Source organism: Burkholderia sp. PAMC 28687, assembly GCF_001577465.1.
Lineage (GTDB): Bacteria > Pseudomonadota > Gammaproteobacteria > Burkholderiales > Burkholderiaceae > Caballeronia.
Map to the genome: position 1 here is coordinate 262942 of NZ_CP014507.1, position 13935 is coordinate 276876.

Here is a 13935-nt window from a genome sequence, read left to right on the forward strand (position 1 = left end):
CCGATGACTTTCAGGTTGCATTTTTTTGGATACTTGCGAATTTGGGTATTTGAACTTAGTCTCTTCGTCACACTTGCAGATCGCTCCAGGCGTTTTCCTGCGGTGCTGAAATCAGTCTCGAATTACTGTCTTTTTAGCCGTCGTCATAGTTCTTAAATATTTGGCCGCCAGAGTCGCGTGCGCGCCAAATGTGTGCGCATTAAAACAAGTTTCGGATTCAGGCAGCAGGTACGCTGCAGCAACATTCCAAAAACGAAGCACGTCAGGCAGAGGATGGAAACACCATGAATCAAGACGGGTTGCGAGTGACTTCGACCTTTCGCAGGACATCGGCCAAGGCCTCCATCACGGCGGCCATCGCCACGCTCACCGCGCTCGCGGGCCATGCCGTGGGGGCGCCGCCGGCGGCGTTGATCGAGGCAGCGAAGAAAGAAGGGCAGTTGACGACGATCGCGTTGCCGCACGACTGGTGCGGTTATGGCGCGGTGATCGCGGGCTTCAAGGCGAAGTACGGCATCCAGGTCAACGAGCTGAATCCCGATGCGGGTTCCGGCGATGAAGTCGAAGCCATCAAGGCGAACAAGGGCAACACGGGGCCGCAAGCGCCCGACGTGATCGACGTGGGTCTGTCGTTTGGACCGACCGCGCAAGCCGCCGGCTTGCTGCAGCCTTACAAGGTGTCGACCTGGGCATCGATTCCTGATTCGGCCAAGGAGAAGGACGGCTACTGGTACGGCGACTATTACGGCGTACTCTCGTTTGAAGTGAATACCGACATGATGGACAAGGTTCCCGCCGACTGGCCGGACCTGCTCAAGTCGGACTACAAGAATGCCGTTGCACTCGCGGGCGATCCTCGTTCGGCGAACCAGGCCATCCAGGCCGTCTACGCAGCGGGATTGTCGCAAGCGAAAGGCGATGCATCGAAGGCCGGCGCCGCAGGCTTGAGCTACTTCGGCAGCATGAACAAGAACGGCAACTTCGTGCCGGTTATCGGCAAGGCGGCGTCGCTGGCGCAGGGCACGACGCCGATCATCGTGCGCTGGGACTACAACGCCCTGGCGGATCGCGATACCTTGAAGGGCAATCCGAAGGTCGCGGTTGTCGTCCCGAAGACAGGCGTGGTCGCGGGCGTGTATGTGCAAGGGATCAGCGCCTACGCACCGCATCCGAACGCAGCGAAGCTGTGGATGGAATACCTTTATTCCGATGAAGGTCAGCTTGGCTGGCTCACCGGTTATTGCCACCCGATCCGCTTCAAGGATCTCGAAGCCAACAAGAAGATTCCGGCTGCGCTGCTTGCCAAGCTGCCGCCGCCATCGGCTTACAAAAACGTCGTGTTTCCGACGCTCGACGAGCAGAATGCTTCGAAAGCGCTCATCACGAAGCAGTGGGACCAGGTGGTCGGCGCCAACGTGAAGTAATGCAATGCACGGGCGCTTCCGGACCTCGGGTTCAACCTGAGTTCCGGCCGTCCTTCCGGTTCGCGCTTCGGGTGGTCTTCCCGGCGCGGCCTGTCAGTTCAGAGCGACATCATGAGCACTTCATCGAAGATCGCCGCGCCCATGTCCGTGCATGAGGACCCCTCGCTGGGTCCCGGCATGAAAGCGGCGCGACGTGTGTCGCCGGCGTGGAACTATCTTGGCGTCCTGCCGTTTTTCGCATTCGCAGTCTTGTTCCTGCTGCTGCCCACTGCGTGGCTGATGGTCGGCGCGTTCCAGGACGCGCAGGGGCATTTCACGCTCGCCAACTTCCGCGAGCTGCTGCAACCCAGCGTACTCGATGCCTACTGGATCAGCTTCAAGGTCAGCGCGGCGTCGGCGTTGGGTGGCGGTTTTCTCGGGCTCCTGCTTGCATGGGCTGCGGTGCAGGGAAAGTTGCCCGTATGGATTCGTCCCACGTTGATGACATTCTCCGGCGTGGCGTCGAACTTCGCGGGCGTGCCGCTCGCGTTTGCATTCATCTGCACGTTGGGACGCGTTGGACTGGTTACGGTGCTGCTGAAAAAGTACGTGGGCATCAACCTCTATTCCACGGGCTTCAGCATCCTGAGTTTCACCGGCCTGACGCTGACCTATCTGTATTTCCAGATTCCCCTGATGGTTCTGATCATCACCCCCGCACTCGATGGCCTCAAGCGAGAATGGCGCGAGGCGTGCGATTGTCTTGGCGGCAGTGCTTTCCATTACTGGATGTACGTGGCGTTGCCCGTGCTCTGGCCGAGCGTGCTGGGCGCCACGCTGCTGTTGTTCGCCAATGCGTTCGGCGCGGTCGCAACCGCTTATGCGTTGACCGGAAGCTCGCTCAATATCGTGCCGATCGTGCTGTATGCGCAGATTCGCGGCGACGTGCTGCACAACGAGAACCTCGGTTACGCACTTGCGCTCGGCATGGTGCTGGTCACCGGCTTGTCCAACGGCGGGTATATCTGGCTGCGCTCGCGCGCTGAAAGGGGTCGTCGATGAGCACTGCCGCCACAGTCACTCTCACGCCCGACAACAAGGTACGTGCGCAGACCCGGGCGGGCGCGTGGATCGCGATGGTTATCGGCGCGGCGTATTTCCTGCTGCCGCTGCTGGCGACCATCGAGTTCAGCCTGAAGATGCGCCGCAACGAATATAGCTTCGACGCCTACCGCGTCGTGCTTACCGACCCGCATTTCCAGGCATCGTTCGGATACTCCATTCTGATGGGCGTATTTGCGATCGTGCTCGGCGTGCTGCTCGTGGTTCCGACCGCTTACTGGGTCCAGTTGCGCTTGCCGAAGCTGCGTCCGCTGATCGAGTTCATCACCTTGTTGCCGCTGGTGATCCCGGCCATCGTGATCGTGTTCGGTTATCTGCATGTCTACAACAGCAGTTCTTTCTTGCCGCTGACCGGCAATGAACGCGCAACCGATTTCCTGCTGATTTGCGGATACGTCACGCTGTGTTTGCCCTACATGTACCGCTCCGTCGACGCCGGCCTGCGCGCCGTCGATGTCCGCTCTTTGACGGAAGCCGCCGAATGTCTCGGTGCGACCTGGCCCACCATCCTCTTCAAGATCATCTTCCCGAACGTGCGCTCGGGAATCTTGTCGGGCGCGTTCCTGACGTTCGCGGTGGTCATCGGCGAATTCACGCTCGCGAGCCTGCTGAATCGTCCCGCGTTCGGTCCTTATCTGCAATTGATCGGCGCCAATCGCGCGTATGAACCATCGGCGCTTGCAATCATCGCGTTTGCCATTACGTGGGCCTCGATGGGGCTTATCCAGGTCTTCGGCTCGGCGCGTTCCATCGCCGGACAAAAAACTTAAAAGGTCGGTTTGTCATGGCACTTCTCGAGATCGAAAACCTGAGCAAGACGTTCGGCACGAACACGGTCCTGCATCAGTTCGACATGCAGATCGAGCGCGGTGAGTTCATCACGTTTCTCGGCCCCTCGGGCTGCGGCAAGACCACGGTGCTGCGCATGATCGCAGGCTTCGAAACACCGACGCGAGGCACGATCAAGCTCGGCGGCCGCGACGTGACCTACCTGCGCACGCGGCAACGCAAGGTCGGCATGGTGTTCCAGTCGTACGCGCTGTTTCCGAACATGACGGTGGCGGACAACATAGGGTTCGGGCTGAAGGTCTTGCGCCGCCCGCAAGCCGAGATCAAGTCGCGCGTGGAGGAGATGCTCGCGCTCATCAAGTTGCCGAAGCTGGCGGACCGATATCCGTGGCAGTTGTCGGGTGGCCAGCAGCAACGCGTGGCGCTTGCCCGGGCGCTCGCAAACAAGCCGCAAGTGCTGTTGCTCGACGAACCGCTTTCCGCGCTCGACGCCAAGATCCGCGTCTCATTGCGTGAGGATATTCGCAGCCTGCAGCGCGAGCTTGGCATTACATCGATATTCGTCACGCACGATCAGGAAGAGGCACTGTCGATATCGGACCGGATCGTCGTCATGAACGAAGGACGGGTCGAGCAGATCGGCACGCCATCGGAGATCTATAACTTTCCGCGCACGCGCTTCGTGGCGTCGTTTGTCGGCACGCTGAATCTGCTGTCGGGGCAAGTAGTCGACCCGGCGAGCGGCCGGATAGTGGTCGGCGGACAGGAATTGCGGACCTCGCATGCATTGAGTTCCAGCGATACCGGCAAGCAGCGCATGCTTGCCGTGCGCCCCGAAGCCATCGTGCTCGAAGCGCCGGCAAACGGGCGCAACACGCTTGCGGCCACCGTGGAAGAGGTGAACTTCCTCGGCGCGGTGGTGCGCATCAGGACGCGCGTGGACCAGTCCGTGATTTCACTCGATGTCTTCAACGACCCGAATCGACGCTTGCCCGAACGAGGGCAGCCCGTGGCGCTGGGCTTTTCGCACGAGAATCTGCTGGTACTGGAAGAAGGGGCTTGACAGGCAAAAGCATCGACCGGGTACAGTTGGCCTGCAAGTTATAGAGAACCGTTCCGCACATCGTGGAACGGTTTTTTTTTGCCATCGCGCGGCGCACGCATCGGCAACAACCTTGTCCTCCAGACTTTTTGCATCTACAATAAATGAAACAGTACGTGATGTTTGATTTGGAAAAGGACGCGTCGAATCAGCGCAAGCATGGATTGTCGCTGGCCGACGCCGGGGACCTCGACTGGAATGCTCTGCGTATTCAAGCGGATACGCGGCGGGACTATCGCGAAGAGCGGCTTGTCGGGTATGGCCTGCTCGACGACCGTCTTCACTGTGTTGTGTTCACGCCGCGGGACGGCGCTATTCGAGTCATCAGCCTTCGCCGGGCGAACTACAGAGAGATTAACGAACATGAGCAAAGTTAAACTGCTTCGGCATTCGCCGGAAGAAGAGGCTGCAATCAACCGCGGTATCGCCGCCGATCCCGACACGTACGAATTGTCGGCCGAGGAATTCAAGGCGCTGCGCCCGTTTCCCGAATACATGGCAGAACGCCGCATGGGGCGGCCGCCAAAAGAGCATCCGAAGGAGCAGGTCAGCGTCCGTTACGACGCGGATGTGATCGCAGCGTTTCGCGCAACGGGCGATGGCTGGCAGACGCGCATGAACAACGCGCTGCGGGTTTATCTGAGCGAGCATCCGTTGAAGATCGCTTGAGCCAGCCCGCCGTCGTGCGGGTCTGCCCGTCAGGGCCGTTCCGGGTCATCAACCGGAGCGGCCCTTGTTTTTTCGGCGCCGCTCGCCTCAGGACCGCGTCGAAACCCGGCACAATCTCCCCCGCCGTCTCAAAATGTTAAGGTAGGGTCCGGTTTATTTTGAGACGGACAGCTAAAGCGTGATTTTCAACACCCATTTCAAATTTGCGGGCGTACGTGCATCTGGCGCCTTTTTCGCCGCATCGATACTTCTTCTGAGCGCCTGTGCGCCCGTTCCTCCCGCCGAAAACGCCGCAACCGCGCTCCCCAGCGCGGCCTCGGCGGCTGTCGTCGCGGCTCAATCCAAACCGCAGTCGCGTAATCGTTCCGCCGAGGCGATCGCAGCCGGGGCGTCGGGCGCGCCGGGCGTCCAACGCATCGATGTCGGCGGCCCCAGCGGTTACAAGACCGAGGTTTCGATCACGCCGCCCAAGCAGGTCTGCGATCTCGACGCGTTTGCCGATGGCGTCGAGTATGGCTACGCGTACACGTGGAACCGCCTGCTCATGGAACAACTGCGCGACTCGGGCAAACCCGCGACGCCGCCGAAAGCCCAGTTCGATCCTGCTGGCATCCGTCTGCAGGACGAGCAATACAAGATTGTCTGGAACGGCGACCAGCGCGTGAATGCGTGCGCGTCCGACGGGTACCTGATCGGACGGATCGTCGGCACGCACCAGGCTTATGTCGATATGAAGGGCGGCGCGAGCTGAGCGCGAGGGCCGGTCAGTCGCACTTGTGGGCATCGGCCACGTACACCGCTGCGCCCACGATATCGCCGTAAATCGTATAGCCCGTGCCGTTCGCCGAGGGTTCTGCGTCGATCAGCAGCAGGGTCTCGCCTTTGGCGCCATGCACGGTGATGACGTCGCCGTCGGCATTGGGCGTGTATTCGCCCGTCTTAAGCGGCCGCGCGGCCCAATGTGCCTTCACGCATGCGGCGAATGGCAGCACGGCGAGATGCGACGTCCCGGAACCCACCGGCACGGTCTTCACGAGCGAATCGTATTGCGTCACGCAGCCGCCCAGGGCGAGCGCCGTCACAGCGGCGGTAACGGTCAAGGCAAGAGCGGCAGCAAGGCGTGGCGTTTTCATTCGGTAGAACCTTTTTTATCGATGATAGATGCACCGCCGGGGCGTGCACTGGAGCCAAGATGCTACCCGCTTGGCCGATTCCTCGTAAAGAAAGCGCCCGGAAAGCGCCGGAAACCGCTTGGCAAACCGCGCTTACCGCGCGATAACGGAACCCGCCGCGGATAAAAAGCATAGAATCGCCGACTTTTCTTAAGTCCAGTCAACCATCGCCGATATACAGGCGTTGCTAACCGTAACGTTCCGTTCAGGTTTATGAAACCTGGGAGCGCGGGGAAGAGCGACAACGGTCCGGCGCGCAGCCGATCAGAAACAAGAACCAACAAGAACGCTACATGGCCGCAAGGCTGGAAAGCGTTGGAGCAAGTCCGGTAATTCGCATGTCTCGCAGAAATGTCGTTCGTTCAGTTCTTCAGCCGGAATCGCTGCTCCGTTTAACACGGTCGTGGCGGTTGCAGCGTTTCACCGCCCCGGTCCTTGCGCTCGTCGTGTGCGCGCTGCTGCTGGTGGTTTTCCAGCACTTGTCGCACGCGGTCAACTATAAGACGGTCGTTCACCAGCTTCTCGCGCTCTCCTTCGAGGCGTGGGCCGGTGCGCTCCTTGCCACCGCGCTGAGCTACGCGGCGCTGGTCGGCCGCGATGCCGTAGGCCTCCGGTACCTCGACGCCAAAGTGCCGCATTCCGTGCTGTGGGTCGGCGCGACGGTCGCGTCGGCGCTTGGCAACGCAACCGGCTTCGGCGCTTTGACAGGCGGCGCCGTGCGTTGCCGCGTGTACGGCGTGGCGGGCATTACGCCGGCGCAGGTCGGCCGCCTGACGGTATTCACCAGCGTCACGCTGGCGCTGGCGCTCGCGCTGATGACGGCGATCGGCATGGTGTGCGCGGCGGATACGCTCGCGGCCATGCTGCACGCTTCGCCGGAACTGCTCCGGTTCAGCGGCGCCGCGATCCTGGCCATTTTTGCGGTGATGATCGCGCTGTGCGGCAAATCATCGCGAACGCTGCAGTCGCGCTGGAAGTGGCTGGCCGTCACCGTTCCGTCGCGCCGCGACCTGGTTGCCCAACTCATTCTTGCCGCCCTCGATGTCTGCGCCGCCGCGCTCGCGCTCTGGGCCGTGCTGCCGCATGCGCAGGTCGGTTTCGGCGAATTCCTGACGGTGTTCTCGGCTGCCATGCTGCTGGGTCTGATCGGCCATACGCCTGGCGGCGTCGGCGTGTTCGAGGCGGCGATGGTCTTCGCGCTCGGCGGCAGCGTCAATACGCCGGCCATGCTGGCCGCGCTCCTTGCCTATCGCGCGATCTACTTCGGCCTGCCGCTGATCGTGGCGACCGCCGTGCTGGCCGGTTTCGAAGGCCGCGCGCTGAAGGGCAGGTTCACGTTCCTCAATCCTTCGAATGTGTCGCAGCTCGCGCCCTTGTTCCTGAGCGTGGTGACGTTCGTGGTGGGCGGCATGCTCGTGATTTCGGGCGCGACGCCCGCGTTCGGCAAGCGCATCGCGGTGCTGCAGGCCGTGTTGCCGTTATGGGTGCTGGAAAGCTCGCAACTGCTCGGAAGCGTGCTGGGCGTGGTGCTGTTGTTTGTCGCGCGCGGGCTGCTGCGCCGGCTCGACGCCGCATGGTGGCTCGCAATCACGCTCGCGGTGGCCAACCTGGCGCTGTCGCTGGCGAAGGGGCTGGCGTTTGTCGAGACCGGCGTGCTCGCGCTGCTGATCGTGCTGCTGCTGGCCACGCGCGACCGCTTCAACCGGCGTTCGTCGCTGCTCTCGGAGCGCTTCACGGCGAGCTGGCTGGTGTCGGTGGGGATCGTGATCGTGCTGGCGGTCTGGATCATGTTGTTCGCCTTCCGCGATATCAACTACAGCCGCGATCTCTGGTGGCAATTCGCCTTCGATGAACGCGCCCCCCGCGCCTTGCGCGCCACGCTGGCGGCGGGCCTGTTTGCAGCGCTCTTCGCCGTCTGGCAATTGTTGCGTCCAGCCGCCGGCCGTTTCGAAAAACCCGCGGCGCAGGATCTCCTCGATGCCGCCCGCATTTTCCGCGCACAGGAACGCAGCGACGCCGGCCTCGCGATGATGGGCGACAAGAGTTTCCTCTTCTCTTCATCGCGCGAAGCCTTCCTGATGTACGCCAAGCACGGCCGCACCTGGGCGGCGCTTCATGATCCGGTCGGCCCGCGCCGCGAATGGGCGGAACTGATCCGCCGGTTCGTTGAAATGGCGCACGCGCATGGCGGCCGCGCCGCGTTTTACCAGGTTCGCGCGGATGCCCTGCCGCTTTATCTCGATGCCGGTCTCACCCTGATGAAACTCGGCGAGGAAGCGCACGTCGTGCTGGAAGATTTCGACTTGAAGGGCTCGCATCGCGCGCATTTGCGTTATGCGTTAAAGCGTGGCGAGCGCGATGGTTTCGATGTCGAAGTCATCGATTCCGCACAGGTGCCGTACGCCATGCCCATGCTGCGCGAAGTGTCCGATGCCTGGCTGAACGGCCGCGAAGCACGTGAGAAAAGCTTTTCGGTCGCGGCGTTCAACGACGATTACCTTGCGGCGCAATCCGTGTTGCTCGTTCGCCAGCAAGGCAAGCCGGTGGCGTTCGTCACGTTCATGACCACCGACATGAATACGGAAGCCACGGTCGGCGTGATGCGCCACGTGCCCGATGCATCGCCGTATGCAATGGAATATCTCTTCACCAAGCTTGCGCTGCATTTGAAGCAGGCCGGTTACCAGACGCTGAGTCTTGGCATCGCGCCGCTGTCCGGCATGCAGCCGACGCCGCTTGCCTCGCCATGGCACCGGCTCGCCGGTCTCGTCTGGCGCTTTGGCGGGCGTTTCTACAATTTCCGGGGCTTGCGCGGTTTCAAGAGCAAGTTCCAGCCGCGCTGGGAGCCGCGTTATCTCGCGGCATCCGGCTCGGTGGGCGTGTTTTTCACGCTTGCAGATCTCTCGTTGCTGGCGGGAGGCTGGCGGTCATGAATTTTTTCAGCAAGATTGCGTTCGTTTCATTGCTTGCTGTTTCAGCGGCCCATGCCGCCACGATTCCCGGCGGCCGTTACGGCGATGTGCAGTTCACGAAACCTGCTGGTCCGATGCGCGGTTTTATCGTGCTCTTCTCCGATAAAACCTGGACCCCCGCCGACACCCAGACCGCCGATGCGCTCGCCAAAAACGGCGCGATGGTCGTAGGCGTCGACACCACGCGTTACGCCGCGAAGTTGCCGTCGGAGAAAGAAAGCTGCCACAACCTCGTCGGCGATGCCGAAGCGCTCAGCCATCAGCTCGAACGCGAAGTGCAGTCGGACCGTTACTTCGCGCCGATCCTGATGGGTTCCGGCCAGGGCGGCGTACTCGCCACGAAGATCCTGTCGCAGGCGCCGGACAACACGGTCGCGGGCGCGCTCGCGCTGAATCCCGACGCGCAGCTCGACTCGCGTTTCAATCTGTGCCCGCCCGATCCGACCATCACGCACGCGAAAGGCCTGCCCGGTTTCTTCGATAAAACCACGCAGCCCGCCGCCACATCGAAAGCCGATGCGCTGCTGGCGCTCGCCGTGCCGCACCTGAAGATCGAGCCGATGCACGACGAAGACGTGTCCGATCTGCCGCTGGTCGAGCTGCCCGCCGCCCATCCGACGAACCTGCTTGCCATCGTGATTTCCGGCGACGGCGGCTGGCGCGATCTCGATAAAACCGTCGCGGAATCATTGCAGAAGGATGGGGTATCGGTGATTGGCATCGACAGCTTGCGGTATTTCTGGAGCGCGAAAACGCCCGAGCAGACCGCGCATGATCTGGCACGCGTGATCCAGGCGTACAGCGCCCGCTGGCATTCGGAGCACGTCGCGCTGATTGGCTACTCGTTCGGCGCGGACGTGATGCCGTTCGCCTACAACCGTCTGCCCGACGCGGTGCGCGCGAAGGTATCGATGGTTTCGCTCATGGGCTTTGCACCCGATGCCGATTTCCAGATCCGGGTGACCGGCTGGCTTGGCATGCCCGCAAGCAAGGACGCGTTCAAGGTGCGCCCGGAACTGGCGAAACTGCCGCCGGGAATCGTTCAGTGCATCTACGGCGAGGCCGAGGAAGACACGTTATGCCCGGCGCTGACCAGGACGGGCATCGAAGTGATCAAGACGAGTGGCGATCACCATTTCGGCGGCGACTACGCCGTGCTCGCGCGACGTATTCTGACGAGCTGGCAGAAACAGATTGCCGCGCGAACCTGAAGTCCGGTCAGGCGGATTGCATCGCGCCCAGGTAATCGAGTTTCCCGACCGGCACGCCGAGCTGGCGCAGGATGTCGTACGCGGTCACCACGTGGAAATAAAAGTTTGGCAGCGCGAATAAAAACAAGTAGTCGCTGCCACTGAACGTTATTTCACCAGCGCGTTGCTTCAGCGTGACCTCGCGCGTTTCGCTGCCTTCGAGCGTCGATTGATCGACGCTTTTCAGATACGCCAACGTTTTCGTCAAGCGTTCACGCAACTCGGCGAAGGTCGTTTCGGTGTCGTCGAAACTCGGCGCTTCGACGCCTGAAAGACGAACCGCCGAAAGCTTCGATGTATCGCTTGCGCGCTGGATCTGTCCGGTGAACGGCAGCATGTCTTCGATCAACCGGGTCGACGTGATGTCGGTGTCTCCCAGTCCTTTCTCCTTCGCGTGGGTTTCGGCTTTGGCGATCAGTGAAACGAGTACGTCGAGACCGCGGATGAATACAGGAATGCTTGCGCGATACATGGATACGGACATGGCGGTGTTCCTTTTTTACTCAGTCCTGACTGGACGGGGCCTCAGCATACCGGGACGCGACGTGTAGCGCTTTTTCGACTGATCGCGCCTGATTGGAACTGATTGTGCCCGATTTTGCTGGAAGCGGTCCCATTGATATCAGCGTTCGATTCGCATTCGTTCCACGGGCAATTCCGCGCCCGAAGCGCCGCCAATCCCGGCTATCATTCGTTTTTAAACGGCCGGGACGCCCGTCATGATCTCAGACGACCTTACACAAGAAACACAGCGCATCGACCGTGACGCTTTGCGTGAATTCATCGACCGCAAGTGGGATGACGAGATCCTGCCCGCGCTGACCGATTACATCGCGGTGCCTGCAAAGAGCCCCATGTTCGATCTCGACTGGATGAAGAACGGTTTCATCGAGCGTGTGATTACGGATGCCGCGCAATGGGCCGAACGTCAGCCGGTGCGTGGCCTGAAAGTCGAGATAATCCGCTTGCCCGATCGCACACCCGTGATCTTTTTCGAGGCGCCGGCCACGCGTTCGAACAGCCGCGACACCATCGTGCTCTATGGCCATCTCGACAAGCAACCCGAGTTCGACGGCTGGCGCCGCGACCTGGGCCCATGGTCGCCCAAGTTCGAAGACGGCAAGCTGTACGGCCGCGGCGGCGCGGACGACGGGTACGCGACGTACTCATCCATCAGCGCCATCGCCGCGCTCGATGCACAAGGCATCGAACGGCCGCGTTGCGTCGGCATCATCGAAACGTGTGAAGAATCGGGTAGCTACGATCTGCTGCCATATGTTGACGCGCTGCGCGATCGGCTCGGAGAAGTCAGCCTCGTCGTCTGCCTTGATTCGGGCGCCGGCAATTATGATCAGTTATGGCTCACCACGTCGCTGCGCGGCCTGGTTGCGGGTGACCTGGAAGTACAAGTGCTTGACGAAGGCATCCACTCCGGCACGAACGGCGGCATTGCGCCATCGACTTTCCGGATCATGCGCCGGTTGCTCGAACGGCTCGAGGATTCGAGCACGGGCAATCTGCTGCCGAAGGGGTTTCATTGCGATATCCCGTCGCGGCGTTTGACGGAAGCCGAAGCGACGGCAAAAATTCTCGGCGACGATGTCTGGAAGAAGTTGCCCTGGACCTGCGGCCAGAACGGCGGCACGGTATTGCCCGTCACCACCGATCCGCGTCAGGCGCTGCTCGACTCCACCTGGCGGCCGTCGCTGGCGGTGACCGGGGCGGCGGGTTTGCCATCGCTGATCGATGCCGGAAATGTCCTGCGCCCGCGCACCGCGTTCAAGCTCTCGCTGCGTTTGCCGCCGCTGGTCGAGGCAACTACGGCGCTCGCCGAACTCAAGTCCTTGCTCGAAGCCGATCCGCCTTACAACGCGAAGGTCACGTTCAAGGCCGAGCGCGGCGAAGCGACGGGCTGGAGCGCACCGGACCTCGCGCCGTGGCTCGACGAAGCATTGAACGACGCATCGCGCAGGCATTTTGGCGCAGACGTCGCGTTCCTTGGACAGGGCGGCACCATTCCGCTGATGAGCACGTTGCAGGCGGGTTTCCCACGTTCGCAGTTCATGGTGTGCGGCGTGCTGGGACCAAGATCGAATGCGCACGGCCCGAATGAATTCCTGCACGTGCCGTTCGCCAAAAAACTCACGGCGACGGTCGCCGAAGTGATTGCCGCAACGCCTTGAAGACTTGTCATCGATAATGAAAAGGCGCGCAGCTTCCAGCGCGCCTTTTCGTTTTGTATGGCCAGGCACACCATCGAATTTGTTGTGCAGCACTTTCATGTCAGGAGACGCAGTCGCATGAACACTGAAAACACGCCCGAAGCACGGATTCCCCACGATACCTTGCACGCCTATGTGAGCGCGATCTGGACGCATGCCGGCAGCACGCCGCGCGAAGCGCAACTGGTTGCCGATCACCTCGTGATGGCGAACATGTCGGGTCACGATTCCCATGGCGTCGGCATGATCCCGCGCTACATGGCCTCACTCGGCGACGGTGAACTGAAGCTCAACACGCACGCCGAAATCGTCCGTGACGCCGGCGCGGTGCTGACTATCGACGGGAAGAAAGGGTTCGGGCAGGTCGTGGCGTTCGAGGCGATGGAACACGGCATCGAGCGCGCTCAAAAGCTCGGCGTGTGCGCGGTCGGCCTGCGCAATGCGCATCACATCGGGCGCATCGGGCATTGGGCCGAGCAATGCGCGGCGGCCGGGCTTGTATCGTTTCACTTCGTCAATGTGGCGGGCGATCCCTTGGTCGCGCCGTTTGGCGGTATCGATCGCCGCTTCGGCACGAACCCGTTCTGCGCCGCGTTCCCGCGTGAAGGGCGCGAACCGCTCGTGCTGGATTTCGCGACCTCGGGCATTGCTTACGGCAAGACGCGCGTGGCGTACAACAAGGGCGTGCAGGTCGCGCCAGGACATCTGATCGACCATGCGGGCGTGCCGACCGTCGAACCGAAAGTCATGCATGAAGCACCGTTCGGGTCGTTGACGGCGATGGGCGCACACAAAGGCTACGGCCTCGCCGCGATGTGCGAGATTTTCGGCGGCGCGTTGTCGGGTGGCTACACGACGCATGAAAGCACGCTCGATACCACCAACGCCATCATCAACTGCATGACGTCGGTGATCGTCAATCCGAAGGCCTTCGATGCACCCGATGCCGAAGCGGAAGCGGACGCGTTCGTGGAATGGGTTAAAGCCTCGCCGCTTGCCGCGAATACGGACAGGATCATGGTTCCGGGCGAACCGGAGCGCGCGCGGCGCGCGGAACTGGAAGTGAAGGGCGTGCCCGTCGATCCGACGACGTGGCAGCAGATCCATGACGCGGCGGTGAAGGCGGGGATGCCTGCCGCGGAAATCGATGGCTATCTGAAAGCGCTGCGCTAGCCGCTTCAGCCGGATGGAAAACAGCGCGGCCGGTTTCGCAACCGGCCGCGCTGTTTCAGGC

13 protein-coding genes are annotated in these 13935 nt (G+C 61.7%); 11 read left to right on the forward strand and 2 right to left on the reverse strand.

The features are described 5' to 3' along the window. Positions 1–284: 284 nt before the first annotated feature. The 7 genes from AX768_RS24040 to AX768_RS24070 all read left to right on the forward strand — a co-directional run bounded on the left by AX768_RS24040 (position 285) and on the right by AX768_RS24070 (position 5836). The gene (locus AX768_RS24040) at positions 285–1424 is read left to right on the forward strand and encodes an ABC transporter substrate-binding protein (RefSeq protein WP_082779058.1); all 1140 of its coding nucleotides are present in this window, start codon (positions 285–287) and stop codon (positions 1422–1424) included. A gap of 177 nt (positions 1425–1601) precedes the next feature. Further along, the gene (locus AX768_RS24045; protein WP_155524365.1) at positions 1602–2465 is read left to right on the forward strand and encodes an ABC transporter permease; all 864 of its coding nucleotides are present in this window, start codon (positions 1602–1604) and stop codon (positions 2463–2465) included. Continuing rightward, positions 2462–3295 (forward strand): ABC transporter permease, encoded by an 834-nt coding sequence (locus AX768_RS24050; protein WP_062002635.1) that lies wholly within the window; start codon positions 2462–2464, stop codon positions 3293–3295. Before AX768_RS24045 ends, AX768_RS24050 begins: the two co-directional genes overlap by 4 nt. Positions 3296–3309: 14 nt before the next feature. Further along, entirely contained in the window at positions 3310–4377 is a 1068-nt protein-coding gene (locus tag AX768_RS24055; RefSeq protein WP_062002636.1) for an ABC transporter ATP-binding protein, read from the forward strand. 143 nt (positions 4378–4520) lie between these two features. Continuing rightward, entirely contained in the window at positions 4521–4793 is a 273-nt protein-coding gene (locus AX768_RS24060; protein WP_062002637.1) for a BrnT family toxin, read from the forward strand. Next, a complete protein-coding gene (locus tag AX768_RS24065; RefSeq protein ID WP_062002638.1) occupies positions 4780–5085 on the forward strand; it encodes a BrnA antitoxin family protein in 306 nt (101 codons plus the stop codon). The genes AX768_RS24060 and AX768_RS24065 overlap by 14 nt, the downstream gene beginning before the upstream one ends. A 178-nt stretch (positions 5086–5263) precedes the next feature. Further along, positions 5264–5836 carry a hypothetical protein gene (locus AX768_RS24070; protein ID WP_062002639.1) on the forward strand — a complete coding sequence of 191 codons (573 nt, stop codon included), beginning with the start codon at positions 5264–5266 and terminating at the stop codon, positions 5834–5836. Between the two features lie 13 nt (positions 5837–5849). Here the strand turns inward: AX768_RS24070 and AX768_RS24075 are convergent, their stop codons facing one another. Next, the gene (locus AX768_RS24075) at positions 5850–6218 is read right to left on the reverse strand and encodes a hypothetical protein (protein WP_062002640.1); all 369 of its coding nucleotides are present in this window, start codon (positions 6216–6218) and stop codon (positions 5850–5852) included. A 377-nt stretch (positions 6219–6595) separates the two neighbouring features. On the opposite strand from AX768_RS24075, the gene mprF reads away from it, so the two are divergent. Continuing rightward, complete coding sequence (gene mprF, locus AX768_RS24080) at positions 6596–9190, forward strand: bifunctional lysylphosphatidylglycerol flippase/synthetase MprF (RefSeq protein ID WP_062002641.1); 2595 nt, start codon at positions 6596–6598, stop codon at positions 9188–9190. Beyond that, complete coding sequence (locus tag AX768_RS24085; protein ID WP_172812019.1) at positions 9187–10440, forward strand: virulence factor family protein; 1254 nt, start codon at positions 9187–9189, stop codon at positions 10438–10440. Before mprF ends, AX768_RS24085 begins: the two co-directional genes overlap by 4 nt. A 7-nt stretch (positions 10441–10447) precedes the next feature. On the opposite strand, the gene AX768_RS24090 is transcribed toward AX768_RS24085, so the two are convergent. Further along, on the reverse strand, positions 10448–10963 hold the full coding sequence (locus AX768_RS24090; RefSeq protein ID WP_062002642.1) for a DUF1993 domain-containing protein: 516 nt from the start codon (positions 10961–10963) through the stop codon (positions 10448–10450). 235 nt (positions 10964–11198) lie between these two features. On the opposite strand from AX768_RS24090, the gene AX768_RS24095 reads away from it, so the two are divergent. Next, positions 11199–12662, forward strand: coding sequence for a M20 family metallopeptidase (locus AX768_RS24095; RefSeq protein WP_062002643.1), 1464 nt, complete (start codon positions 11199–11201; stop codon positions 12660–12662). A gap of 117 nt (positions 12663–12779) precedes the next feature. Continuing rightward, positions 12780–13874: a malate/lactate/ureidoglycolate dehydrogenase gene (locus AX768_RS24100; protein WP_062002644.1), complete on the forward strand. Its 1095-nt coding sequence runs from the start codon at positions 12780–12782 to the stop codon at positions 13872–13874. Positions 13875–13935 lie beyond the last annotated feature (61 nt).